This is a genomic window from Nonomuraea sp. 3-1Str (genome assembly GCF_031570565.1).
GTDB lineage: Bacteria > Actinomycetota > Actinomycetes > Streptosporangiales > Streptosporangiaceae > Nonomuraea.
Window position 1 is genome coordinate 56,873 of the sequence record NZ_JALHBK010000004.1, and the last position, 25,070, is coordinate 81,942.

Below are 25,070 nucleotides of genomic sequence, written 5' to 3' on the forward strand. Positions count from 1 at the left end.
GGCCATGTTCGCCGTAACCGCCACACAGACCGATCCCGACAACCCTCTGGCCGGGCTGACGCTCGGTGAGCGGCCCGAGCCCGAGACCCGGGACGGCTGGACCACCGTCACCGTACGGGCCGCCGCGCTCAACCACCACGACCTGTGGACGCTCAAGGGCGTCGGCATCCGCCAAGACCGGCTGCCGATCGTGCTCGGCTGCGACGCGGCCGGGGTCGACGAGGACGGCAACGAGGTCATCGTGCACGCGGTGATCGGCAGTGGCGCCGACGAGACGCTCGACCCGAAGCGCTCGCTGCTGTCGGAGGTGCACGACGGCACGTTCGCCGAGCGGGTCGCCGTGCCGCGCCGCAACCTGGTGCCCAAGCCGGCCGCGCTCACGTTCGAGCAGGCGGCGTGCCTGCCGACGGCCTGGCTGACCGCCTACCGGATGCTCTTCGACAAGGCGGGGCTCCAGCCGGGCTCGACGGTGCTCGTGCAGGGGGCCGGCGGCGGCGTCGCCACCGCGCTGATCGCGCTCGGCCGCGCCGGGGGCTTCCGCGTCTGGGCCACCAGCCGCTCGGCGGACAAGCGGGAACGGGCCCTGGAGCTGGGAGCCGACCAGGTCTTCGAGACGGGCGCGCGGCTGCCCGAGCGGGTGGACGCGGTGATGGAGACCGTCGGCCAGGCCACCTGGGACCACTCGCTCAAGTCGCTCAGGCCGGGCGGCCGGATCGTGGTCTCCGGCGCGACCAGCGGCGCGGTGCCGCCGGCCGACCTCAACCGGGTCTTCTTCCTCCAGCTCTCCGTGGTGGGCACCACCATGGGCACCCGTGACCAGCTCCAGCGCCTGGCGGTCTTCCTGGAGCAGACAGGGGTACGGCCGGTCGTCGACCGGACGCTGCCGCTGGCCGAGGCCCGTTACGGGTTCGCCGCGCTGGCCGCGGGAGACGTGTTCGGCAAGATCGTCTTCACCGCCTGAGACGGACACCTGGCGCGACCTGGAAACGGCTCGCGCCTGACGTCACCGGAGCGCGTCGCGGATCCGGCCGGACGCCTCGTCCAGCGCGGCGCGCACGCGCTCCAGCCGCTCGCGGTCCAGCCGGGGGTCGGACGCCTGCTCGCGCACCCCGGCCACGAAGTCGGCCAGCATGCCGCCGAGCTCCGCGTCGAGCTGGGCCCGCGAGGCCGGAGCGCCGCCGAGCGTGGACCACACCTCGGCCCAGATCCGGCGCCACTCGGTCGTCAGCCGCTGGCTCTCGCCCTGCCAGTGCTGGGCGTGCTCCAGCCACTGCCGCTTCTGCTCCTGCTTGAGCCGCTCCACGTCGGCCTTCTGCCGGCGCAGGTCGGCCGGCGAGCCGACGCGCACGTCCTTGGCCATCCTGGTCAGCTCCTCGCGCAGCGACTTGACCGTGTCGCGCACGTCCTCCTTGACCTCGCGCGCGATGTCGCGCACGGAGGCGGAGATCTCCTGCTCCAGGTCGTCGAGCTCATCGAGGCGGTCGTTCAGCTCCTCGCGGCCCTTGTCGGTGATCGAGAACACCTTCTTGCCGTCGACCACCTCGTGCGTGACCAGCCCCTCCTCCTCCAGGCGGGCCAGGCGCGGGTAGATGGTGCCGGGGGAGGGCGAGTACACGCCGAGGAATCGGTCCTGGAGCAGCCGGATCACCTCGTAGCCGTGGCGTGGGCTCTCGTCCAGCAGCTTCAGCAGATACAGCCGCAGGCGGCCGTGACCGAACACAGGGCTCATTGGTTCTCCCCCTTGAGCAGCGCCACCTCGCCGGAGACCGTCGTCGCCGACAGCGAGGCCATGCCGCCACCGAGCCGCCCCGACAGCGACTTCGCGCCGGGTCTGCTCTCGTTGGACAGTTTCTCGAACGTGCTGACCAGCCGTCCGGTGGTGGACCGCAGCCGCACGTCCGCCTGCACGTCCTCGGGCAGCCTGACCAGGATGTCACCCGAAACGCTGGTGAGCGTCACATGACCCGTGGGCCGCAGCTCCAGGTCGGCCGTGATGCGCCCCGACACGCTGTTGGCGCGCAGCCGGCGCGGGACCCCCTGGGCGACGGTCAGGTCGCCGGACACGCTGGTGAACGTCAGGTCGCCGGCCATGGCCCGGCTCTCGACGTGGCCGGACACGGTGGTGGCACCCACCTCGCCGCTCACGCCGTCGAGCACGATGTCGCCGGCCGCGCTCTTGACCTGGGTCAGGTTCTCGAACCCGGCGACCACGGCCGAGGCGCTGACCACGCCGGCGTTGACGTGGCAGCTCCTCGGGACGGTCAGCGTGGCGACGCTCCGGCGCGTGGTCTTGCGCAGCCAGCCCAGCATGCCGTCCCACGTGAGGTCCTTGTAGGTGACGGCCAGCTCGCCGGTCTCCTCGTCGTAGGTCACGAGCAGCGGCGCGCCGTCGATCTCGGTGACCTCCAGGACGGGCGGGCCGTCGCTGGCGAGCACGGCGAGCCGGCCCGACACGATCCGCACGTCCAGGGATCTCACCGGTCCGAAGGTCAGCTGCTCGGGGCCGTCGATGGTCCAGTGCTGCATGGTCCCCGCCCTTTCTGGCGACACGCTCCTCACGTAAGACACGATATGTCGTGTCTTACGGAAACTCAAGATGTATCGCGTTTACGCGTGCCGATGCGGCACCGGAAGGCGGGCGGGTCCTCCCGCCGTCACTCGTCCTCGTCGTCGAGGCGGGCCAGCCAGGTGGCCAGCCGCTCGATCGGCGTCTCGAACTCGGGGTTGAGGTCCACGAACTCGCGCAGCCGCTCACCCAGCCAGAGGAGGCTGACCTCCTCCTCGCCGCGCCTGTCGACCAGCTCCTCGATCCCCCGGTCGGTGAAGTACATCGTGCTCCGTTTCGATCGCCGTGCTGCCGGGACACGGGGTCCCCGGCCCAACTCTAGTAAGCCCGCCGCGCCGCCCGGCCCGGGCCGCTCAACGAGAAACCCCCGCCGGCGCGGGCCGGCGGGGGTCTCTGACGAGCCGATCAGCCGAAGATCTGGCTGAGCATCTCGTGCAGCTCGTTGTCGTGAGCGTTGTGGGAACCGGCCGCGGGCGAGCTGTTGGCCGGGCGGGACACGCGGTTGAGCGCGCGACCGCCGAACAGCTGCGGGTCCTCGGCCAGCTTGAGCGCGAGGTACGGCCACGGGCCCATGTTGACCGGCTCGTCCTGCGCCCAGACGAGCTGCGCCTGCTGGCCGTAGCGGCCCAGCTCGGCGGCCAGCTCGTCGCCCGGGAACGGGTAGAGCCGCTCCAGCCGCACGATCGCGACGTCGTCGCGGCCGCTCTCGTCGCGCTTGGCCGCCAGGTCGTAGTAGACCCTGCCGGAGCAGAGGACCACCTTGGTGACCTTCGCCGGATCGACGGTCGTGTCGCTGAGAACCGGCTGGAAGGTGCCCGAGGTGAAGTCGTCCGCCTTGGAGGTGGCCGCCTTGTGGCGCAGCAACGACTTGGGCGTGAAGACGACCAGCGGCTTGTGCCGGCCGGACTCCACCTGCCAGCGCAGCAGGTGGAAGTAGTTGGCCGGCGTGCTGGGCTGGGCGACCGTCATGTTGTCGAGCGCGCAGACCTGGAGGAAGCGCTCGATGCGGGCCGAGGAGTGGTCGGGACCCTGCCCCTCGTAGCCGTGCGGCAGCAGCAGCACGACACCCGACTTCTGGCCCCACTTCTGCTCACCGGACGAGATGAACTCGTCGATGATCGTCTGGGCGCCGTTGACGAAGTCACCGAACTGCGCCTCCCAGGCCACCAGGGCGTCCGGGCGCACGACGCTGTAGCCGTACTCGAAGCCGAGCGCCGCGAACTCGCTGAGCAGCGAGTCGTAGACGTAGAACTTCGTGGTGCCCTGGTTGAAGGTCTTGAGCGGCGTGTGCTCCTCGCCGGTCAGCCGGTCGACCAGCACGGCGTGGCGCTGGGTGAACGTGCCGCGGCGGGAGTCCTGGCCGACCAGGCGCACCGGATGGCCGTCGATGAGCAGCGACCCGAAGGCCAGCGTCTCACCCATGCTCCAGTCGATGGCGTCCTGCTCGACCATCGTGCCGCGGCGCTGGATCACCGGCGCCAGGCGCGGGTGCGGCGTGAAGCCCTCGGGCAGGTTGAGCTGGGTGTCGACGATGCGCTTGAGCGTCTCGTCGCTGATCGCCGTCGGCGTGTCGTCGTGCGACCACTTGACCACCTCGGTGGGCGGCACCCGCATCGCGCCCGCCTCCAGCGGCTTCTTGGCCGCCTCGCGGGTCTCGGTGAACGCCTGCTCCAGCTTGGCCTGGTAGTCGCGCAGCGCCTGCTCGGCCTCCTCGACCGTGATGTCGCCCCGGCCGATCAGCGCCTCGGTGTAGAGCTTGCGGGTCGAGCGCTTGGCGTCGATCAGGTCGTACATCAGCGGCTGGGTGAAGGCGGGGTTGTCGCCCTCGTTGTGGCCGCGGCGGCGGTAGCAGATGAGGTCGATGACCACGTCCTTGCGGAACGTCTGGCGGTACTCGTAGGCGAGCTGCCCGACGCGGACCACGGCCTCGGGGTCGTCGCCGTTGACGTGGAAGATCGGCGCCTGGATCATCCGCGCGACGTCGGTCGCGTAGACGCTGGAGCGGGACGAGGCCGGCGAGGTGGTGAAGCCGACCTGGTTGTTGACCACCACGTGCACGGTGCCGCCGGTGCGGTAGCCGCGCAGCTGCGACAGGTTGAGCGTCTCGGCCACGACGCCCTGGCCGGCGAAGGCCGCGTCGCCGTGGATGAGCACCGGCAGGACCGTGAAGCCCTCCTCGCCGCGCTCCAGGAGGTCCTGCTTGGCGCGGACGACGCCCTCCAGGACGGGGTCCACCGCCTCCAGGTGCGACGGGTTGGCCACCACCGAGGCGGTGATGGTCTTGCCGCTCAGCGCGGTGAACTCGCCGGCCGCGCCCAGGTGGTACTTCACGTCGCCGGAGCCGTGCGCCGTGCGCGGGTCGATGTTGCCCTCGAACTCGCCGAAGATCTGCGCGTACGACTTGCCGACGATGTTGGCCAGCACGTTGAGGCGGCCCCGGTGGGCCATGCCGATGACGACCTCGTCGAGGCCCTCGTCGGCGGCGTCACTGATCACCGAGTCGAGCAGCGGGATGAGCGACTCGCCGCCCTCCAGCGAGAAGCGCTTCTGGCCGACGAACTTCGTCTGCAGGAACGTCTCGAACGCCTCGGCGGTGTTGAGCCGCGACAGGATGTTGAGCTGCTCCTCGCGGTCGGGGGAGGTGTGCCCCTTCTCCACCCGCGCCTGGATCCAGGCCCGCTCCTCGGGGTTCTGGATGTGCATGTACTCGATGCCGACCGTGCGGCAGTAGGAGTCGCGTAGCACGCCCAGGATGTCGCGCAGCTTCATCAGCGGCTTGCCGCCGAAGCCGCCGGTGGCGAACTCCCGCTCCAGGTCCCACAGCGTCAGGCCGTGGGACTGGATGTCGAGGTCGGGGTGCTTGCGCTGCTTGTACTCCAGCGGGTCGGTCTCGGCCATGAGATGGCCGCGCACCCGGTAGGCGTGGATCAGCTCGATCACCCGGGCGGACTTGGCCACGTCGTCGTCGTGCGAGGCGGAGATGTCGCGCACCCAGCGGACCGGCTCGTACGGGATCCGCAGCGCCTCGAAGATCTCGTCGTAGAAGCCGTCCTCGCCGAGCAGCAGCCGGTGGATCTGGCGCAGGAAGTCGCCCGACTGGGCGCCCTGGATGATCCGGTGGTCGTAGGTGCTGGTCAGCGTCATGACCTTGGAGACGGCCAGGCGCGAGAGCGTCTCGGGGGAGGCGCCCTGGTACTCGGCCGGGTACTCCATCGCGCCCACGCCGATGATCGTGCCCTGGCCGGGCATCAGGCGGGGCACGGAGTGGACGGTGCCGATCGTGCCGGGGTTGGTCAGCGAGATCGTGGTGCCGGCGAAGTCGTCGACACCGAGCTTGCCCGCCCGCGCCTTGCGGACGATCTCCTCGTACGCCATCCAGAACTGGCGGAAGTCCATCTGCTCGGCCGCCTTGATGGACGGCACGAGGAGCTGGCGCTCACCGTTGCTCTTCTGGACGTCGATGGCCAGGCCGAACCCGACGTGCTCGGGCTTGACGAGCGTCGGCTTGCCGTCGACCTCGGCGAAGGAGTGATTCATCTCCGGCATGGCCTTCAGCGCCTTGACGATCGCGAAGCCGATCAGGTGCGTGAAGGAGACCTTGCCGCCGCGTCCCCGCTTGAGGTGATTGTTGATCACGATGCGGTTGTCGATGAGCAGCTTGGCCGGGATGGCGCGGACACTGGTCGCGGTGGGGACCGACAGCGAGAGGTCCATGTTGGCGGCCGTGCGGGCCGCCGCCCCGCGCAGCCTTATCTCCTCGGCGCCCTTCGGCGCCGGTGCGACCGGCTGCGCCGGCTTGGCCGCCACCCCGTCAGGGGACGGGACGGCCGGCTTTTCGATGGTCTTGGGGGCCGGAGGAGCCGCCGTCTTGGCGGGTGCCGGGGGAGGCGCGGTCGCTGTGCCGTTCGCCGCCTCCCTGGCCGGGCTCCGGCCCGGTCCGTAGTCAGGGTTGTAGTCAGCGAAGAAGTTCCACCAGGCCTTGTCGACCGACTCGGGGTCCTGGAGGTACTTCTGGTACAGCTCGTCGACAAGCCACTCGTTCTGACCGAAGCTTGCCAGCGGGTTTGTCCGCGACGACTCAGACGACACGGCGGAAATCGCCCTCTTCCGCAGATCGGCGTTGATGTTAGAGAACCTGTCCAAGGTTACTCGTCCTGCCCGGCAACGCGCGCCCGGGTGGCCACGCCACCCCGTCGGATCCTTCCAGGACCGTGAACAGGGACGACGCACCCCTAGTCAAAGGGGGTGATGCAGTAAACATCACTGTTTGGTATCAACGCTGAGGGAAGAGGTTTATTTCCCGCCGGACAGCAACCGGCTGGTGATGCGGACGCCCGGGGACTGCTCGGAGAGAAGATCGGCCAGCTCCTCGCCCGCGGCCTTCAGCTCCTCCAGCGACATCGGCTCCAGCCGCTCCAGGAGGAACAGCGCGTTGACCGTCTCCTCGGTGAGCCGCGTGCGCGCCACCTGGCGCCAGTTCCACCTGCGGCAGGTGACGCCCGTGTCGTCGCGCCAGATCACCTCGCCGGCGTCGGGCGTGCCGAGCGCCTCCTCCGACGCCTCGTCGCCGGCCGCCGTGACCAGCCGGGCCGGGCCGTCGTAGCGGTCGAGGTCCTCGCCGCCGATGGGCAGCGCGTGCTTCACGCTGATCGAGTTGTACGCGTCGACGACCTGGTTGATCTCGGGCAGCGGCAGGCGGCGGGTGAGCGCGTCGACCGAGGGCCGGGTGCGCGACGGCTTGGCCCCGAAGGCGCGGTACGCGTCGCGCCACGCCTCGATCTTGGCCGCACGCGCCTCGCGCTCCTCCTCGCCCTCGGCGGACAGGTGGGCGGAGGCGGACTCCAGCCAGCCGCGCGAGCGGTCGTCCGTCGGGCCGTTGCGCAGCCCGTGGGCGGTCACGACCAGGACGGCGAAGTCGGGGCGCAGGGCGAGGACGGAGTCGTCCACCCGGATGTCGTCGAGCATGCGTCCAGTTTAGGGAGTGAGAAACCGCAAAAAACACTTTGCAAAATTCTCTTTGCGGTTTACCGTCGTGAGTGTGGAGGAGATCTACGAGATCGGCGATCCGCGGGTGCTGAAGGTGGTGGCCCATCCGCTGCGGGTGCGGCTGCTCGGGCTGCTGCGCAGGGACGGGCCCGCGACGGCCAGCGAGCTGGGTCGCCTGGTGGGGGAGAGTTCCGGCTCGACCAGCTACCACCTGCGGGTGCTGGCCAGGTACGGCTTCATCGAGGAGGACCCCGACCGGCGTGACGGCAGGGAGCGCCGCTGGCGCGCCCGCCACCTTTACACCTCTTGGGACAACGCCCGGATGGCCGCCACGCCGGAGGGCTGGGAGGCGGTGCGCATCATGCACGCGCGCCAGGTGGAGATGCTGGTGCGAGCGATGCGGGCCTTCGAGGAGTCCCCGGATCCCGAATGGCTCCCCGTGGCGGGCATGAGCGACCACCTCGCGGAGCTGCCGCCGGAGGGCGTGCGGGAGTTCAACCAGCGGATGGGCGAGCTCGTACGCGACGTGATCGCCCGCTACGCGGACCACCCTGAGGCCCGGAAGGTCCAGCTGTGGGCCGCCGCCTTCCCCAACGAGACCCGAGCCCCCATGAAGTCCACCGACGAGTCCCGCGACGGGTTCCGCGGCGAATGCAGCGAGGAAGACGCATGACCCCCCGATCGGCGTTACGCCGTTACCTGCTCGTCTGCTTCCTGAGCTGGCTGCCCAGCGGCCTCATGATGACCACGATGATCCTGCTGATGGCCGAGCGCGGCCTGAGCCTGGCGGAGATCGGCGTGGCCTTCACCGTGTTCTCCGTCGTCACCGTCTCCCTGGAACTGCCCACGGGCGGCCTGGCCGACGTCGTGGGCCGCCGCGTGGTGCTGGCCGTGTCGGCCGGGTTCACCGTCGTCTCGCTCACGTTGATGGCGGTGTCCACGACGTTCTGGATGTTCGTGCTGACCGGCGTGCTCAAGGGGGTGGCGCGGGCGCTGTCCAGCGGCCCCGCCACCGCCTGGTACGTCGACACGCTGCACGACCTGGAGGGCCGCGACGCCGATCTCCGGCCGGGGCTGTCGCGCGGCGGCGCGATGGAGTCGGCGGCGCTGTGCCTCGGCGTGCTCGCGGGCGGGTTCGTGCCGCTGGTGGTGCCGCCGGCCGTGCTGCTGCCGCTGGCCGCGCCGCCGCTGCTGGGCGCCGCCGCGGCGGCGGTGCTGCTGGCCGTGGTGCTGCTCGCGCTGCCCGAGCCGTCGCACCGGCGGGCGTCGCTGGGGGAGACGCTGCGCGCCGTGCCCGCGACCGTGCTGTCGAGCCTGCGGCTGGCGACCCGTCACGCCGTGCTGCGCCGGCTGATGGTGTACGCCGTGGTGACGGGCGTCGCGCTGACCGCCGTGGAGCTGCTGACGCCCGGCCGGCTGGCCCGGCTGGCCGGCACTGCGGAGCTGGGCGGGACGGCGTACGCGCTGGTCGCGGCCCTGGGCTTCGCGGGGAGCTCCGTGGGCAACGCGGTCGCACCCCGGGCGGCCCGGCTGGCCCGGGGACCGGCGCGCGGCGCGGCCCTCGGCGTCGTGCTGGGCGCGCTGTCACTCGGCGCGCTGGCCGCCACCGCCGAGGCGGGCGGCCCCGCCGCGCTGGCGGCCGCGGGCGCGGCGTACGTCGGCATGTACGCGGGCCTCGCCGTCACGAGCATGCTGTGCCTGGAGATGACCCACCGCGCGGTCACCGCGGCGGAGCGCACCACGGTCGCCTCCACGAGCTCCCTGGCCCTCCAGGCCGGCGGCGCGATGTCGAACGTGGGCCTCGGCGTGCTGGCCACCGCGGCCGGGACAGGGGTCGCGTGGGTGCTGACCGCCGTCCTGATGGCCGCCTCGGCGCTGCTGTTCGCCCGGCTGCCCGCGCTCCGGCCCGGCGGGGTGGCGGCGGCCGAGCCGGAGCACGCCGCCTCGGCCTGACGCCGTCAGAGGCTCCAGTCGATCGCGGGACCGACCGGGACGATCCGGCTCGGGTTGATGTTCGTCTGCGTCATGTAGTAGTGGCGCTTGATGTGGTCGAAGTCCGTCGTCTCGCCGAAGGCGGGAACGGCGTACAGCCTGCGGGCGTACGACCACAGCGCCGGGTAGTCGACCAGCCGCCGCACCGAGCACTTGAAGTGGGCGTGGTAGACGGCGTCGAACCTGGCCAGCGTCGGGTAGAGCCGTACGTCGCTCTCGGTCAGCGCGTCGCCGAACAGGTACGGCGAGCCCTTCGCGAGCCGTTCCTCCAGCTCGTCGAGCGTCGTGAAGACGCGTGCCACGGCCTCCTCGTAGGCGTCCTGCGACCGGGCGAAGCCCGCCTCGTAGACCGCGTTGTTGAGGCCGTGGTAGATCCGGTCGTTCAGCGCGTCGATGTCCGGGCGCAGCCGCTCGGGGTACAGGTCCGGCGTGGTGGACCAGGACGTCTCCAGGTCGAGCGTGATCCGGGGGAAGTCGTTGGTCACGATGCGCCGCTCGACGGTGTCCCAGACGGCGGGGACGGTGTAGCGGCCCGTGTAGTCCGGGTCGCTGGCCAGGTACAGCTCCGACAGGTACTCGGGGTCGCCGCCCGGGACGCGCCAGCCCTTCTCGTCGCGGATCGGGTCGACGATCGTCACGTCGAGCAGGTCCTCCAGGCCGAGGAGCCGGCGGACGATGAGCACCCGCTGGGCCCACGGGCAGGCGTAGGAGGCGTAGAGCCGGTACCTGCCGGGCTCGGGCTGGCCGAGGCGGTCGGTGAAGCGGTTCGGCTGGCGGGCGAAGCGTCCGTCGCCGGTGGTCTCGCGTTCCAGCTTCATCCCCCCAGTAGAACATGGTTCGGAAATACCTGGACAATCAGCGTCATGGCGAAGTTCGTGGTGACCCCATCCAGTCCGGCCCAGCACGACGCGTGGCTGCGCGGCGCGCTCCCGGAGGTCGAGCGCGTCCGGCCCGGGCTGTGGTCCGTGCCGGTGCCGATCCCGGTCAACCCCCTGCGGTACGTGCTGGTCTACGTCCTGGAGCTGCCCGACGGGGTCGCCATCGTGGACGCGGGATGGAACACCGACGAGGCGTACGAGGCGCTGGTGGCGGGGCTCGGCGTGGCCGGCTACGCGATCACGGACGTGAAGGCGGTGCTCGTCACCCACATCCATCCCGACCACTACGGCCTGGCCGGGCGGGTCAGGGAGGCGTCCGGCGCGTGGATCGGGCTGCACCCGGCCGACGCCGCCCTCATCCGCGAGCGCTACGACGACGAGGCCGTCGACTCGCTCGTGCGCCGCGAGCGGGAGATGCTCGGCCGCTGCGGCGTGCCCCGCGAGACCGTGGACGAGCTGGCCGGCGCGTCGATGTCCATCAGGCATCTGGTGTCGGCGGTGCGCCCGGACCGGCTGGTGGAGGACGGCGACCGGCTGGACCTGCCCGGCTGGGACCTGCGCGCGCTGTGGACCCCCGGGCACTCGCCCGGCCACCTGTGCTTCGTCTCGCCGTCGCGCGGGGTGCTGTTCTCCGGGGACCACGTGCTGGCCAAGATCACCCCGATCGTCGCCGTGCACCCGCAGTCGCGGCCGAACCCGCTGGCCGACTACCTCGACTCGCTGGCCGCCGTGCGCAAGCTGGAGGTGGAGGAGGTGCTGCCGGCGCACGAGTACCGCTTCCGCGACCTGACCGGGCGGGTGGACTACGTGACGGCGCACCACGAGGAGCGGCTGGAGGAGGTCGAACGGGTCGTCGGCACGGTCAGCGGCGGGGCCACCGGCGGCATCACATGCTGGGAGGTGGCCACCCGGCTGACCTGGTCGCGGGCGTGGGAGACGTTCCAGGCGTTCTCCCGCCGCGCGGCCACCAACGAGACCCTGGCGCACCTGGTCTGGCTGGCCGAGCGGGGGAGGATCACCCGCGTTCCCGGCGAACCGGACCGCTGGCACCCGGCCGCCCCGTGAATTTCCTTTAAATCAAGTAGGAATAGTTGTCATGGGGGGCGGGGCTGTGTAGCGTCGCACGCATGCGGCAGGCTCCCCTGTCCTCCCGGCGGGAGGTCGCCGTTGCCTGACCCCGCTCGTCTTGCCCCCCGGAGGACCACGTGATCGTCACCGTCGTCGGCAATCCACGTGCCGCGTCCAGAACGTACGGCGCGGCGGTCGCCGCCGCCGAGGCCGTCGCCGCCCGGCTCGGGCACGACGGGCCCGGAGAGGTCGTCGACCTGGCGGTCCTGGCGCCCCACCTGCTCGCCCCCGGCACGCACGCTGGAGTGGAGGAGGCCGCCGAGCTGCTGAGCCGGGCGACGGTCGCGGTGCTGGCCAGCCCGACCTACAAGGCGACGTACACAGGGCTGCTCAAGGCGTTCCTCGACCGGTTGCCGCCGAACGCGCTGGCGAGCACGGCCGCGCTGCCCGTGCTCGTCATGGGGCATCCCCGGCACGCGCTCGCCGTGGAGGTCCACTTCCGGCCGCTGCTGGTGGAGCTGGGGGCGTTCGTCCCGACGCCGGGCCTCGCGCTGCTGGAGCCGGAGCTGCCCGGCGCGGAGCCGATCGGCCGCTGGGCCGAGCAGGTGGCGCCCCAGATCGACGCCTGGGAGCGCGGACGCCTCCAGCCCCGCTCCTGAGCGGCGCCCCTCGACACCCGGCGCCCGTACGGCCCTCCCCGTACGGGCGCACGGGTACCGCGTGTGAGGCCCTCAGCGCAGGCGGACCCGGCCGCGGCCGGTCGCGAACGGCAGGTCGAGCAGGGTGCGGATGCCCGGAGGGGCGGCGCAGACCGCCGGGATGGCGTTGATGGCGTGCGCCGCGGCGGCGGCCGGGCCGTGGGAGACCTCGTCGACCGACAGCGTCATGTGCGGCACCCCCTCGATGTGCAGCACGAACCCCGGGTCGGGCCAGCGCGGCACCTGCGCCGCGTCGGCCTTGTAGACCACCTCGATCGTCATGAACGGCCGCCCCCGCACCAGCCCGGAGAAGACCCAGCGCGAGGCGCACACCGTGCCCTCCCTGACCGTGCCGGCCGCGATCTCGAACTCGCTCGTCGCCAGCTCGAAGTCGTCGCTCTCCTCGACCTCGTCCAGCCGCACGTCCAGCGCGTCGGCGACGAGCTGGACGCTCTCCGCGAACAGCGAGCGCTGGAACGCCCGGTACGGCCGGACCGCGGCCGTGTAGTCCTTGGCCGAGCGGGTGAACCCGACCAGGTCCACGACGACCTGCCGCGACGGATGTCCCCGGAAGTCGGACGACTCCCGCACGTAGACGTGGTCCACCCGGTCGGACAATCCGGTCAGCGCCAGGGGCAGGAAGTCGCTCATGAAGCCCGGGTTGATGCCGGTGCCGTGCAGGGTGGTGCCGCCCGCGGCGCAGGCCGCCTCGACGCGGTCGACGACGCCCCGCCCGTACGACTTGGGGTAGACGAATCCCGTGGTGGTGATGACGTTCTTGCCCGAGGCGAGCAGGGCGCAGATGGTCTCGACGTCGGAGGTCTGGTCGGTGCCGAAGTAGAACGCCGGCAGCGGCATGTGGAGCACGCAGTCGGCGTCGAGGGCCAGCACCCGGTCGACGTCGTCGGTGCAGGTGACGCCGGTGGGCGGCAGCCCGACCAGCTCGCCCGCGTCCTTGCCGATCTTGTCCGGGTCGTACACGAGGACACCCGCGAGTTCGAGTCCCGGCCGGCCGAGCACGCTGCGTAACGCGTAGCGGCCGATGGAACCGGTGGCCCATTGGACCACGCGGATGGGCGCGTTCACCGGCATGTCCGGCCTCCCAGGCCCGATGGAGGGATGGCGAGGCTGAACCCCTCGCCTTTGGGAGCCCGCAACTCTAGCAGAGAACCGGCTCGCCGATCACTATCCGCGACGACCAGTCCCTGTTGCGCCGGCTCGGGTTATCGTACTCGTACTAGAAGTTTGTTCTCCTGCGCTGGAGGTCCGATGCTTCGGTTCGATGACAAGGTGGCGATCGTCACGGGGGCCGGGCACGGCCTCGGCAGGTCGCACGCGCTCCTCCTGGCCGAGCGGGGCGCCAAGGTCGTCGTCAACGACCTCGGCGGCGCGCTCGACGGCAGCGGCGCCTCCGCCGGCCCCGCCGCCGACGTGGCCGAGCTCATCGCGAAGAACGGCGGCCAGGCCCTCGCCAACGCCGACAACGTCGCCACCCCCGAAGGCGCCGGCGCGATCGTCCAGGCGGCGATCGACGCCTACGGCAAGGTCGACATCGTCGTCAACAACGCGGGCATCCTGCGTGACCGCTCGTTCGGCAAGATGTCGGTCGAGGAGTTCGACGCGGTGCTCGCCGTCCACGTCCGCGGCTCGTACCTCGTCACCCGCGCGGCCTACCCGTACATGAAGGAGGCCGGCTACGGCCGCGTCGTCAACACCTCCAGCCCGGCCGGCCTGTTCGGCAACTTCGGCCAGGCCAACTACTCGACCGCCAAGATGGGCCTCGTCGGCCTGACCAAGACCGTCGGCATCGAGGGCGCCCGCAACGGCGTCAAGGCCAACGCCATCGCCCCGGTCGCCTGGACGCGGATGACCGAGTCGCTGCTGCCGGCCGAGTTCGAGGCCAAGTTCACGCCCGAGCGGGTCAGCGCGCTCGTCGCCTACCTCGTCCACGACTCGTGCGAGGTCAGCGGCGAGGTGTTCACGGTCGGGGGCGGCCGGGTGTCGCGGGTGATCGTGGCCGAGGGGCCGGGCTGGCGCTCGGACGAGATCACGCCGGAGGCGGTCGCCGACAACTGGGGGGCGATCATGGCCGAGCAGCCGTACGTCCTCACGGCCGCCGACTCCATGAAGGCCATGCTCTGACGGCTCGTCCGCCCGTTCAAGGACCCTTCCGCACCGCCAAGGAAACCCTTCCGCCCGTTCGAGGACCCCTCCGCGAGGAGGGGTCTTTTCGTTATGCGCTGACGGTCTTTGTTCGATGATCGGCGGAAGAAGTCCGACTTAGGACGAAATTCGCTCTTGATTCGTACGGCTGACGCTCCTAAGGTCGCGGCATGACCCCCGCTCCGGGCTCGCCCGGGGACGTGCTGACCCTCATCAGCGCGGGCTCCGCGACGACCCGATCCGACCTGGCCAGGCTCACCGGCCTGGCCCGCTCCACGATCTCCCAGCGCGTCGACGCCCTCATCGAGAGCGGCCTCGTCGAGGAGACCGAGAGCGGCGAGTCCACCGGCGGCCGGCCACCCCGCCAGCTCCGGCTGCACACCGACGGCCACGCCTTCGCCGGCGTCGACGTGGGCGCCACCCACTGCCGCGTCGCGCTGATGGACATCTCCGGCGAGGTGCTCGCCGAGTGCGAGGACCCGCTGCTCGTCACCGAGGGCCCCGAGACCGTCCTGGCTCACGTGGACGGGCGCCTCGACCGGCTGCTCGCCGAGGCCGGCCGGCCCAGGTCGGCGCTGCGGGCGCTGGGCATGGGCGTGCCGGGACCGGTCGAGTTCGCCACCGGCCGGCCGAACAACCCGCCGATCATGCCCGGCTGGAACGACTACCCCATCCCCGAGCACTTCCAGGGCTGCGAGGTCCTGGTCGACAACGACGTCAACGTGATGGCCCTCGGCGAGCACCGCAACGCCTTCCCCGGCACCGGCCACCTGCTGTTCGTCAAGGTCGGCACCGGCATCGGCTGCGGCATCGTGGCCGAGGGCCGGCTGCACCGCGGCGCCCAGGGCTCGGCCGGCGACATCGGCCACATCCGCGTGTCCGGCCACGACGACGCGGGCTGCCGCTGCGGCAACAGCGCCTGCCTGGAGGCGGTGGCCGGCGGCGCGGCGCTCGCCCGCAGGCTCACGGAGCTGGGCGTGCCCGCCACGACCGGCGCCGACGTGGTGACGCTCGTCCAGGCGGGCGACACGCGGGCGCTGCGCCTGGTCAGGGAGGCGGGCCGGCACATCGGCGAGGTGCTGGCCGGCCTGGTCAACTTCTTCAACCCCGAGGTCATCGTCATCGGCGGCGTCCTGTCCCGGGTCCACGAGCACCTGCTCGCCGGCATCAGGGAGACCGTCTACCGGCGGTCGCTGCCGCTGGCCACCCACCACCTGTCGATCGTGCCGAGCCGTACCGGGGAGGACGCCGCCGCGCTCGGCGCCGGCCTCCTGGCCATCGAGCACTACCTGTCACCCGACAACATCAACAAGATCGTCAACGCCTGACAGGAGAGACCCCCGATGCTGGTCATGAGGGGAATCGTCAAGCAGTTCCCGGGCGTCCGCGCGCTCGACGGCGTGGACCTGGACGTGCGGGCCGGGGAGGTCCACTGCCTGCTCGGCCAGAACGGCGCCGGCAAGTCCACCCTGATCAAGATCCTCGCCGGCGCCCACCGGCCCGACGAGGGCACGATCGAGCTGAACGGCGCCCCGCCCCGCCCCGCCGGCCCCGTGGACGCCATCCGGCTCGGCATCGCCACCATCTACCAGGAGCTCGACCTCGTCGACGGGCTCAGCGTCGCCGAGAACATCTTCCTCGGCCACGAGCACACCCGTCTCGGCTTCACCGACCGGCGAGGCGCCGACCGGGCGGCCGGCGAGGTGCTGTCCCGGCTCGGCCACCCCGAGATCCGGCCGTCCATCGAGGTCGGGCGGCTCGCCCCGGCGGCCAAGCAGATCGTGTCCATGGCGCGGGCGCTCTCGCGCGACGCCCGGCTCATCGTCATGGACGAGCCGTCCGCCGCGCTCGCCCACGACGAGGTGGCGAACCTGTTCCGCATCATCCGCGACCTCACCGCCCGCGGGGTCGCCGTCGTCTACATCTCCCACCGGATGGAGGAGATCCGCGAGATCGGCGACCGCGTCACCGTCCTCAAGGACGGCCGCACGATCGCGGTGGGCCTGTCCGCCCGCGACACGCCCACCTCCGAGATCGTCTCCCTGATGACCGGCCGCGACGTCGAGTACGTCTTCCCGCCCCGCGCCGCCCGGCCGCCCGGCGAGGAGGTGCTGCGGGTGGAGGACCTGTCCTCGCCCGGCGCCTTCGCGGGCGTGTCGTTCTCGGTGCGCGCGGGCGAGATCGTCGGCCTGGCCGGCCTGGTCGGCTCCGGCCGTTCCGAGATCCTGGAGGCCGTCTACGGCGCGCGCCGCGCCACCGGCCAGGTGCAGGTGGGCGGCCGCCCGGTCCGCCGCGCCGGCCTCCTCCAGTCCGTACGGCAGGACGGCCCGCTGCGGGCGCTGCGGCGCGGCGGCGTCGTCGAGTCCGTGAAGCTCGGCATGGGCCTGGCGCCCGAGGAGCGCAAGGCGCAGGCCCTGCTCCTCGACCAGAGCGTCACCGCCAACATCACGCTGGGCGGGTTGTCCGGGTTCGCCCGGCTCGGCTGGCTAGACCGGGCCCGCGAGCGCGCCGAGGCCGCCCGGCTGGCCGAGGCGCTCGACATCCGGCCGCGCGACCCGGAGCGCCCGGTCAAGACGTTGTCCGGCGGCAACCAGCAGAAGGCCGTGCTCGCCCGCTGGCTGCTCGGCGGGCGCCGGCTGCTGCTGCTCGACGAGCCCACCCGGGGCGTGGACGTGGGCGCCAGGGCCGAGCTGTACACGGTCATCCGCGGCCTGGCCGAGGAGGGCATCGGCGTGCTGCTGGTCTCCAGCGAGGTGCCGGAGGTGCTCGGCCTGGCCGACCGCGTCCTCGTGCTGCGCGAGGGGACGGTCATCCACCAGGGCGACGCCCGCGACCTCGACGAGCACCGCGTCCTCGACATGATCATGAACGGGAGGGCCGCCTGATGGCGGAAGCAGTCACGAACGGGAGGGCCGCCTGATGGCGGAAGCAGGAAGAACGGTCGCGGAGGCCCCCGCGACGACCGCCCCCCGCTCCTTCGAGCTGCGGCATCTGGGCCTGTTCGTGGCGCTCGCGCTGCTCGTGGCCGTCGGCCTCGTCACCCGGCCGGCCGCCTTCGCCACCGCGGACAACCTGGTCAGCATCCTGTCGCTGGCCGCCACGATCGGCGTCATCACCGTCGGCGCCACGTTCGTCATCATCGGCGGCGGCATCGACCTCTCGGTGGGCGCCGTCATGGCGCTGGCCTCCGTCTGGGCCACGACCCTGGCCACGCAGGAGTTCGGGCCGGTCGTCATGGCGGTCTGCGCGATCCTCGTCGGCACGGGCGCCGGGCTGGTCAGCGGGCTGCTCGTCGCGTACGGGCGGCTGGTGCCGTTCATCGCCACGCTCGCCATGCTGGTCGCGGCGCGCGGCCTCGCGCAGCGCATGTCCGACCGCAGGACCCAGCTCGTCAGCGCCGACAACCACGCCATCGTGGACCTCGCCACCACCCGGGTGCTCGGCGTGCCGCTGCTCGTCTACGTCTTCGCCCTGGTCGTCGTCCTCGGCTGGATCGTGCTCAACCGCACGACGTTCGGGCGGCGGACGTACGCGGTGGGCGGCAACCCCGAGGCGGCCCGGCTGGCCGGCATCGACGTGCGGCGGCACACCATGCTCCTGTACGCCCTGTCCGGCCTGTGCTGCGGCATCGCCGCCATCCTCATCATGGCCCGCACCACCACCGGCTCCTCCACCCACGGCGACCTGTACGAACTGGACGCCATCGCCGCCGTGATCATCGGCGGCACCCTCCTCACCGGCGGTCGCGGCACGATCGTGGGCTCGATCCTCGGCCTGCTGATCTTCACGATCATCACCAACCTGTTCATCCTCAACGGCCTGAACACCAGCGACCAGCTCATCGCCAAGGGCCTGATCATCGTCGTCGCCGTCCTGCTCCAGCGGCGGAACCTGAAGGAGAGAACGTCATGACCGACAAAGTCGCGCGCAGGGGATTCCTCGTCGGCGGAGCCGCCCTGTTAGCGGTCGCCGGCTGCACCAGCAACGAGCCGTCGGCCGCGCCCGCCAGCGCCGCCGCGCCCGCCCCCTCACCGGCCTCCAGCGGCAACGACCAGCCCGGCACCAAGGTCACCATCGGATTCTCCGCCCCCGCCGCCGACCACGGCTGGATCGCCGCCATCGCCAAGAACGCCGAGGCCGCCGCCAAGCAGTACACCGACATCGACTTCAAGCCGGTCGAGCCCACCAACGACATCAACCAGCAGATCTCCGCCGTCGAGTCGCTCATCGCGGCCAAGGTCGCCGCGCTGGTGATCCTGCCCAACGACGGCCAGCAGCTCAACCAGGTCGCACTCCAGGCCACCCAGGCCGGCATCCCCGTCGTCAACCTCGACCGCGTCTTCCCGGACAAGCTCGCCTACCGCACCTGGATCGGCGGCGACAACTACGGCATGGGCGTCGCCGCCGGCCACTACATCGGCAAGAAGCTCAAGGACAAGGGCGTCTCCAACCCGGTCATCGTCGAGATCCAGGGGATCGCCACCCTCCCGCTGACCCAGGACCGCAGCAAGGGCTTCGCCGACGCGCTCAAGACGTACGGCTTCAGCGTGACCGCCAAGCAGGACGCCAAGTTCACCGTCGAGACCGGCAACCAGGTGGCGACCAGCCTCCTCCAGGCGCACAAGAAGATCGACGCCCTGTGGAACCACGACGACGACCAGGGCATCGGCGTGCTCGCCGCCATCAAGGAGGCGGGACGCAAGGAGTTCTTCATGGTCGGCGGCGCCGGCTCGCTCAACGCCATGAAGGAGATCCAGTCCGGCTCCTCCGTGCTGGAGGCCACGGTCACGTACAGCCCCACGATGGCCTCCTCGGCGATCAAACTCGCCCGGCTCATCGCCCAGGGGAAGGGCATGAGTGACCTCGTGGAGAACCAAGTTCCGCAGTCCATCACGCTCGCATCGGAGACCATTACCAAGGAGAACGTCGAGAAGTACCTGCCGCTCGGCTTCGAGTCCTGATCGGGGGCTGCATGTCAGAAAAGATCAGCATCGGCGTGGGCATGGTGGGCCACGCCTTCATGGGCCGCGTCCACTCCCAGGCATGGCGCAGCGTGGGAGCCTTCTTCGACCTGCCGCTGGCGCCCCGCATGGCGGTGCTCGCGGGCAGGTCGAAGGAGCGCACGTCGGCCGCCGCGGCCCAGCTCGGCTGGGCCGACGTCGAGACCGACTGGAGGGAGCTGGTACGGCGCGACGACGTGCAGATCATCGACGTCTGCACGCCCGGCGACTCCCACGCCGAGATCGCCATCGCCGCGCTGGCGGCCGGCAAGCACGTCATCTGCGAGAAACCGCTGGCCAACACCGTCGCCGAGGCCGAGGCCATGGTGCGCGCCGCCGCCTCGGCGCCCGGGAAGAACATGGTCGCCTTCAACTACCGCCGGGTGCCGGCCATCGCCCTGGCCCGGCGGTACGTCGAGGAGGGCCGGCTCGGCGAGATCCGGCACGTCCGCGCCCAGTACCTGCAGGACTGGATCGTGGACCCGGAGTTCCCGCTGGTGTGGCGGCTGCGGAAGGACAAGGCGGGCTCGGGCGCGCTCGGCGACATCGGCGCGCACATCATCGACACCGCCGAGTTCGTCACCGGGCAGCGCGTGGTGGGCGTCTCGGCGCTCACCGAGACGTTCGTCAAGGAGCGCCCCCTGGCGGAGGACTCGGCCGGCCTGGCCGCCACCGGCGGGACGGCCACCGGGCAGGTCACGGTGGACGACGCCGCGCTGTTCATCGGGCGGCTCTCGGGCGGCGCCGTCGCCTCGTTCGAGGCCACCCGCTTCGCCACCGGGCGCAAGAACGCGCTGCGCATCGAGCTCAACGGCTCGCTCGGCAGCCTCGCCTTCGACTTCGAGGCCATGAACGAGCTCTGGGTCAGCGAAGGGGACGCCGGCTTCACCCGGATCCTCGTCACCGAGCCCGGCCACCCGTACGCCGGCGCCTGGTGGCCGCCCGGCCACGGCCTCGGCTACGAGCACACGTTCACCCATGAGATCAAGGACTTCCTGGAGGCGATCGCCGACGGCCGCGATCCCGCCCCGTCGTTCGCCGACGGGCTGCGGGTGCAGCGCGTCCTCGCGGCGGTCGAACGGAGCGCGGCCGACTCCAGCCGCTACACAGTCGTGGAGGACGCATGAGACCGGTCACGTTGTTCACGGGCCAGTGGGCCGACCTGCCCTTCGAGGAGGTGTGCCGGCTCGCCGCCGAATGGGGGTACGACGGCCTGGAGATCGCCTGCTCGGGCGACCACTTCGACGTCGCCCAGGCGGTGTCCGACCCGTCGTACGTCGAGCAGAAACGCGCCCAGCTCGACAAGCACGGCCTCAAGGTGTGGACCATCTCCAACCACCTCGTCGGCCAGGCCGTCTGCGACCACCCCATCGACGAGCGCCACAAGGCCATCCTGCCCGCCCGGATCTGGGGCTCCGGCGACCCGGAGTCGGTGCGGCAGGCCGCCGCCGAGGACATGAAGGACACCGCGCGGGCCGCCGCCCTGCTCGGCGTCGACACGGTCGTGGGCTTCACCGGCTCGTCGATCTGGCACACGGTCGCCATGTTCCCGCCGGTGCCCGCCTCCATGATCGACGCGGGCTACCAGGACTTCGCCGACCGCTGGAACCCCATCCTCGACGTCTTCGACGAGGTGGGCGTACGGTTCGCGCACGAGATCCATCCGAGCGAGATCGCCTACGACTACGTGACGACGCAGCGCACCCTGGAGGCCATCGGCCACCGGCCCGCGTTCGGCCTCAACTGGGACCCGTCGCACATGGTCTGGCAGGACCTCGACCCGGTGGCGTTCATCCTGGACTTCGCCGACCGGATCTACCACGTGGACTGCAAGGACACCCGGGTCCGGGTCGGCGACGGCCGGCGCGGGCGCCTGTCCTCCCACCTGCCGTGGGCCGACCTGCGGCGCGGCTGGGACTTCGTCTCGACGGGCCGCGGCGACGTGCCGTGGGAGGACTGCTTCCGGGCGCTCAACTCGATCGGCTACACCGGGCCCATCTCGATCGAGTGGGAGGACGCGGGCATGGACCGCCTGGACGGGGCCAAGGAGGCGCTGGGCTACATCCGCCGCCTCAACGCCATCACCCCGCCGGCCACCTCCTTCGACGCCGCCTTCTCCACCACCTGACTCCGGGCTCCCGCGGTTTCTTCCGGAACCTCAGCCATGGGGCACACGGCAAGGTCCTCACCCGGGGGCGCGCCGCGCGCGTTCCGGCGCTCGTGCGCGCCCCCTTCGACCCGCGGGAAGGGCATGGTCCTCGCTCATGCTCGGGCGGCGGCTTCGCGCTTGGGTCCAGGGTGTCCGATCACGGGGGCGGGGTGCGAGGCGTCGGCTGCGGGAGACTGGGGGAGTGACCACCGAGAGCGCCCGCCCGGGCCCGCCCGCGACGAGTCCCTCCATCGTGCTGCTCACGCTGGCGCACCGGATCGAGTCGGAGCTGGGCGCCGCCCTCTCGCCCCTCGGGCTGACGGTCAGCAGGCTCGGACTGCTCGGGCACATCGCGGGCGTGCCCGGCGCGTCGTTCAGCGACCTGGCGCGCATGTCCGGCATCACCGTGCAGAGCGTCCACACGGCGGTGAAGGCGCTGGCCGGGGCGGGGCTCGTCCGCGACGGAAAGGCCAGGGCCGGGTCGGCCTCGACGCTGGAGCTCACGCCGGAAGGCGCGCGGCTCATGCAGGAGGCGATGGGGGCCGTGGCGGCGGTGGACGAGGCGCTGTTCGGGGCGGACGCGGACCCGATCCAGCGCCAGATCGCCGACGCCGTACGGGCGGCCTTCGGGGCCGGCGCGACCGAGTGACGCGCGGGCGCGGTCCGGGGCGGCGCTGACCCGAAGAGCGGCGGTGACCCGAAGGGCGGCGCTGACCCGAAGGGCGGCGCTGACCCGATGAGGGGGGGCGGTGACACGATGAAGGGATGGACGCCGACCTGGCGCGCCGGCTTTTCGGCGGGCAGCGCGTCGCCCGGCTCGGCACCGTGGCCGGCGACGGGGCGCCCCACCTGGTGCCCGTCACCTTCGCGCTGACCGGAGACCGGGTCGTCATCGCGGTCGACCACAAGCCCAAGACGACGACCGACCTGAAGCGGCTCCGCAACATCCGGGCGCACCCCCGGGTGTCCCTCCTGGCCGACCGCTACGAGGACGACTGGACCGGCCTGTGGTGGGTGCGCGCCGACGGCACCGCCCGCGTCGTCGCCTCCGGCTCCCCCGATGCGGGCGAGGCGATCGGGACGCTGACCGGGAAGTACGAGCAGTACCGCCGGAATCCGCCGGACGGGCCGGTCATCCTCGTGGACGTGACCCGCTGGTCCGGCTGGGCCGCGTCACCGAGCGCGTACGAAGAATGACTCAGGGTGAGTTAGCCTTGGCGGGTGGCTTACGAACCCCCCGCCGGCCCGCTCACGCCGGGCGGCTTCGACACCTCACGAGACGTCGCCGCCGGCCTGCCGCTGTCCCTCGTCGAGCGGTGGCGCGCAAGCGCGGGCACCGCCGATGACGCCCGGCGCCTGCTGAGCCCCCACGAGATCCGCGGATACTCCGTCGTGTCCGACTCGGCCGGGCTCACCCGGCTCAGCCAGCGGCTCGGCCTGCTGGAGGTGCTGGCGCTCATCGACCGGCCCAAGCGCATCCTGCACGCCTGCGCCCGGAGCGCCGGCGGGCGCGCGGTGGGCGTGTGGGCGGCCGACAACGCCCAGCTGTTCCACCCGGAGGCCGCGGACCCGTCCACGCTGCTGTCCGCTCTGCTGACGGCGCAGGACGAGATCCGGCGCCACTGCGTGGTCCGCATCGGGATCGGCGTGCACCTGGGGTCGTTCTACGAGCTGTCGGGCGGGCTGTACGGCGCGGAGGCCGACGCCGCCGAGGAGTTCGCGGAGAACGACACCGAGGGCGGCGAGATCGCGGTGACACAGGCCGTGGTCGACCGGCTGCCGGACGGCCACCCGTTCGTGCTGCGGCGCAAGGACGGCGCCGACGGTCTCGTCGGCCCCGTCCACCAGGTGGTCGACGGCCCCCGGCTGGATGTTCCCCGGCTCGGCGAGGCGTGGTCGGGCGAGGGATGGCCGGGCGCGTCCGGATCGGCCGGGCAGGAGCACTATCCCATCCCGTACTCCGCGGCCTTCTACGCCGACCTGCTGTTGCTGGACGCCCGCCCCGGGGACGCCGAGCTGGCCGAACGGCTGGCGGCCGGGCACCTGCGCGACCGGACCGTGGTCCTCGTGGAGCGGAGCGCCGCTCCAGCGGACACGCCGGAGGTGGAGCTGCTCAGGGGGCTGTCGCTGTCGGCGGCGATGCGGGAGGCCGGTCTCCGCCTCCTGCCGTCCGAGGGTGCCGTGGAGATCAAGGTCGCCGGGCCGCTGGGCATCTACCTGTTCGAGGAGCCGGCACCGGCCGTGCGCTTCGCACTGAGGCTGCGCACGGGGCTCGCCGAGCGGGAGATCGTGGCCCGGATCGGGGTGGCCGCCGGGCCCGTGCTGGCGGGGCGGACACCCGGCGGCGGCTGGGACGTCGCCGGGGCCCCGGTCAACCTGGCGTCCAAGATGGCCCAGGACCTCGGCAGCCCCGGCCGCGTCCACCTGAGCGAGGCCGTGCGCGACGCCGTGGCCGGCCACGCCGATCGCGCTGACCTGGCGGGGTTCGAGCCTGTCCGGCGCACGGTGTCGGGGGTGGAGATGACGTACTACGAGGGCTGATCTTCGCGGGCCGGCGGGCGGTCAGGCTCTCTGCCGCCACTGCTCCATGACTTGCCGGAAGGCCTCGCTCACGAGGAGAAGGAGCTCGGCGGAGGACTGGAAGCGGGCGCCCGCCGGGGTCGTGGCCCCGAGAATCTCGGTTCCGCGCTGCGACGCGGCCGTCAGAGCGTCGTTCATCTGCAGAGCTGCGAGGATCGACCGGAGCCAGATCTCGTCGTCGATGACATAGCGTTCGCGCCGCGCGCCGGGAACCCGTTCCCGCCTGAGCATTCCCTGCTCTTCGAGGAAGGCGACGGCGTGCGAGACCGACGCCGGGCTGACGCGAAGCCGCTGTACCAGGTCGGCGGCGGTGAGAGCGCCGGAGTCGGTGATGTACAGGCAGACCAGCACCCGGGCCTCCATCCGGGGCAGCCCCTGCTGAACGAGGAGAGCGGTGAAGGACTCCGCGAAGTCCTGCACCGCCTGCGGGTCTCGCCCATGGCCGCTGTCGGAGATCGGCGGCGCCGGAGGCGGAGCCTGCTTCTGCCGGCGGGCACGATGCCGGGTGGCCTCGTGCGCCTGGTCCGCTCTGTAGTCGTCGGGTCCGCCGTTGCGGGTGACCTCCCGCATGATGGTCGAGGCGGGCCGCCCCATACGCCGGCCGATCTCCGCGTATCCGAGCCCCTCGGCCAGCCAGGCGGCGATGTGCTGTCGATCCTGGCCTGTCAGTCTGCCTCCGGGCATCGGCGCTCGGCTCCTATCCGTCGACATGCGCGAAGCGCGGCGCCCCGGCACCCTCCGCTGCACAGTATGCATTCACTCGCATCCCATTGCAATGTCGCATCGCGGTCCACCCTTTGCGTTCAGTGTCATCTTCATTGCAAAGACTGCTCAGTAAGCCGAATGTAGCAGGCGCTACGCATCATCTTTGCTTGTTGACGGACCTGTAAACGCAATGTACTGTCGCAGACGTTCAGAGATTCCCGAACGCTCGCGAGTGCCGGTGGCGCCGCAGAGGGAGTCCCGTGGCCGAGCTCCGGCTCGCCGAAC

Annotated in this window: 23 protein-coding genes; 15 read left to right on the top strand and 8 right to left on the bottom strand. The window is 71.6% G+C overall.

The annotated features are described in order from the left end of the window. The first annotated feature begins 4 nt into the window (after positions 1–4). Positions 5–961: a zinc-binding dehydrogenase gene (locus tag MTP10_RS09125; RefSeq protein ID WP_310708612.1), complete on the top strand. Its 957-nt coding sequence runs from the start codon at positions 5–7 to the stop codon at positions 959–961. A 42-nt stretch (positions 962–1,003) separates the two neighbouring features. Here MTP10_RS09125 and MTP10_RS09130 read toward each other — a convergent pair whose 3' ends face one another. The 5 genes from MTP10_RS09130 to MTP10_RS09150 all read right to left on the bottom strand — a co-directional run bounded on the left by MTP10_RS09130 (position 1,004) and on the right by MTP10_RS09150 (position 7,531). After that, positions 1,004–1,729 (bottom strand): PadR family transcriptional regulator, encoded by a 726-nt coding sequence (locus tag MTP10_RS09130; RefSeq protein ID WP_310708613.1) that lies wholly within the window; start codon positions 1,727–1,729, stop codon positions 1,004–1,006. Continuing rightward, positions 1,726–2,526 carry a DUF4097 family beta strand repeat-containing protein gene (locus MTP10_RS09135; protein WP_310708614.1) on the bottom strand — a complete coding sequence of 267 codons (801 nt, stop codon included), beginning with the start codon at positions 2,524–2,526 and terminating at the stop codon, positions 1,726–1,728. Before MTP10_RS09135 ends, MTP10_RS09130 begins: the two co-directional genes overlap by 4 nt. A gap of 128 nt (positions 2,527–2,654) precedes the next feature. After that, entirely contained in the window at positions 2,655–2,831 is a 177-nt protein-coding gene (locus MTP10_RS09140) for a DUF6104 family protein (protein WP_310708615.1), read from the bottom strand. Positions 2,832–2,971: 140 nt separating this feature from the next. Next, complete coding sequence (locus tag MTP10_RS09145) at positions 2,972–6,655, bottom strand: multifunctional oxoglutarate decarboxylase/oxoglutarate dehydrogenase thiamine pyrophosphate-binding subunit/dihydrolipoyllysine-residue succinyltransferase subunit (RefSeq protein WP_310708616.1); 3,684 nt, start codon at positions 6,653–6,655, stop codon at positions 2,972–2,974. A gap of 204 nt (positions 6,656–6,859) precedes the next feature. Then, positions 6,860–7,531 carry a phenylalanine--tRNA ligase beta subunit-related protein gene (locus MTP10_RS09150; RefSeq protein WP_310708617.1) on the bottom strand — a complete coding sequence of 224 codons (672 nt, stop codon included), beginning with the start codon at positions 7,529–7,531 and terminating at the stop codon, positions 6,860–6,862. 73 nt (positions 7,532–7,604) lie between these two features. Here MTP10_RS09150 and MTP10_RS09155 point away from each other — a divergent pair, with 73 nt between their 5' ends. Both MTP10_RS09155 and MTP10_RS09160 read left to right on the top strand, forming a co-directional pair. Beyond that, a complete protein-coding gene (locus MTP10_RS09155; protein WP_310708618.1) occupies positions 7,605–8,225 on the top strand; it encodes a helix-turn-helix domain-containing protein in 621 nt (206 codons plus the stop codon). Then, entirely contained in the window at positions 8,222–9,505 is a 1,284-nt protein-coding gene (locus MTP10_RS09160; RefSeq protein ID WP_310708619.1) for an MFS transporter, read from the top strand. Before MTP10_RS09155 ends, MTP10_RS09160 begins: the two co-directional genes overlap by 4 nt. A gap of 5 nt (positions 9,506–9,510) precedes the next feature. Here the strand turns inward: MTP10_RS09160 and MTP10_RS09165 are convergent, their stop codons facing one another. Next, positions 9,511–10,362 carry a glutathione S-transferase C-terminal domain-containing protein gene (locus tag MTP10_RS09165; protein WP_310708620.1) on the bottom strand — a complete coding sequence of 284 codons (852 nt, stop codon included), beginning with the start codon at positions 10,360–10,362 and terminating at the stop codon, positions 9,511–9,513. A gap of 45 nt (positions 10,363–10,407) precedes the next feature. Between MTP10_RS09165 and MTP10_RS09170 the strand changes: the two genes are divergently transcribed. Together MTP10_RS09170 and MTP10_RS09175 are read left to right on the top strand one after the other, a co-directional pair. Continuing rightward, positions 10,408–11,487 (top strand): MBL fold metallo-hydrolase, encoded by a 1,080-nt coding sequence (locus MTP10_RS09170; RefSeq protein ID WP_310708621.1) that lies wholly within the window; start codon positions 10,408–10,410, stop codon positions 11,485–11,487. Positions 11,488–11,627: 140 nt separating this feature from the next. Next, the gene (locus MTP10_RS09175) at positions 11,628–12,149 is read left to right on the top strand and encodes an NAD(P)H-dependent oxidoreductase (RefSeq protein ID WP_310708622.1); all 522 of its coding nucleotides are present in this window, start codon (positions 11,628–11,630) and stop codon (positions 12,147–12,149) included. Between the two features lie 72 nt (positions 12,150–12,221). On the opposite strand, the gene MTP10_RS09180 is transcribed toward MTP10_RS09175, so the two are convergent. Further along, positions 12,222–13,280 (bottom strand): dihydrodipicolinate reductase, encoded by a 1,059-nt coding sequence (locus MTP10_RS09180; RefSeq protein WP_310708623.1) that lies wholly within the window; start codon positions 13,278–13,280, stop codon positions 12,222–12,224. A gap of 177 nt (positions 13,281–13,457) precedes the next feature. Here MTP10_RS09180 and MTP10_RS09185 point away from each other — a divergent pair, with 177 nt between their 5' ends. The 10 genes from MTP10_RS09185 (at position 13,458) to MTP10_RS09230 (ending at position 24,041) form a co-directional block, all read left to right on the top strand. Continuing rightward, positions 13,458–14,330 (top strand): SDR family oxidoreductase, encoded by an 873-nt coding sequence (locus MTP10_RS09185; RefSeq protein WP_310708624.1) that lies wholly within the window; start codon positions 13,458–13,460, stop codon positions 14,328–14,330. A gap of 191 nt (positions 14,331–14,521) precedes the next feature. Next, the gene (locus tag MTP10_RS09190; RefSeq protein WP_310708625.1) at positions 14,522–15,679 is read left to right on the top strand and encodes an ROK family transcriptional regulator; all 1,158 of its coding nucleotides are present in this window, start codon (positions 14,522–14,524) and stop codon (positions 15,677–15,679) included. A 15-nt stretch (positions 15,680–15,694) separates the two neighbouring features. After that, positions 15,695–17,236, top strand: coding sequence for a sugar ABC transporter ATP-binding protein (locus MTP10_RS09195; RefSeq protein ID WP_310708626.1), 1,542 nt, complete (start codon positions 15,695–15,697; stop codon positions 17,234–17,236). Positions 17,237–17,270: 34 nt separating this feature from the next. Next, positions 17,271–18,263 carry an ABC transporter permease gene (locus tag MTP10_RS09200; protein ID WP_310708627.1) on the top strand — a complete coding sequence of 331 codons (993 nt, stop codon included), beginning with the start codon at positions 17,271–17,273 and terminating at the stop codon, positions 18,261–18,263. After that, positions 18,260–19,312, top strand: a complete 1,053-nt coding sequence (locus MTP10_RS09205; protein WP_310708628.1) for a substrate-binding domain-containing protein — start codon at positions 18,260–18,262, stop codon at positions 19,310–19,312. The genes MTP10_RS09200 and MTP10_RS09205 overlap by 4 nt, the downstream gene beginning before the upstream one ends. Positions 19,313–19,323: 11 nt before the next feature. After that, positions 19,324–20,478 carry a Gfo/Idh/MocA family oxidoreductase gene (locus tag MTP10_RS09210; RefSeq protein ID WP_310708629.1) on the top strand — a complete coding sequence of 385 codons (1,155 nt, stop codon included), beginning with the start codon at positions 19,324–19,326 and terminating at the stop codon, positions 20,476–20,478. After that, positions 20,475–21,479: a sugar phosphate isomerase/epimerase family protein gene (locus MTP10_RS09215; RefSeq protein WP_310708630.1), complete on the top strand. Its 1,005-nt coding sequence runs from the start codon at positions 20,475–20,477 to the stop codon at positions 21,477–21,479. The genes MTP10_RS09210 and MTP10_RS09215 overlap by 4 nt, the downstream gene beginning before the upstream one ends. Before the next feature lie 223 nt (positions 21,480–21,702). Beyond that, on the top strand, positions 21,703–22,149 hold the full coding sequence (locus tag MTP10_RS09220) for a MarR family winged helix-turn-helix transcriptional regulator (RefSeq protein WP_310708631.1): 447 nt from the start codon (positions 21,703–21,705) through the stop codon (positions 22,147–22,149). A gap of 116 nt (positions 22,150–22,265) precedes the next feature. Then, on the top strand, positions 22,266–22,697 hold the full coding sequence (locus tag MTP10_RS09225) for a TIGR03668 family PPOX class F420-dependent oxidoreductase (RefSeq protein WP_310708632.1): 432 nt from the start codon (positions 22,266–22,268) through the stop codon (positions 22,695–22,697). Between the two features lie 24 nt (positions 22,698–22,721). Beyond that, the gene (locus MTP10_RS09230) at positions 22,722–24,041 is read left to right on the top strand and encodes an adenylate/guanylate cyclase domain-containing protein (protein WP_310708633.1); all 1,320 of its coding nucleotides are present in this window, start codon (positions 22,722–22,724) and stop codon (positions 24,039–24,041) included. A gap of 21 nt (positions 24,042–24,062) precedes the next feature. Here MTP10_RS09230 and MTP10_RS09235 read toward each other — a convergent pair whose 3' ends face one another. After that, positions 24,063–24,764, bottom strand: coding sequence for a helix-turn-helix domain-containing protein (locus tag MTP10_RS09235; protein ID WP_310708634.1), 702 nt, complete (start codon positions 24,762–24,764; stop codon positions 24,063–24,065). Between the last annotated feature and the right edge of the window lie 306 nt (positions 24,765–25,070).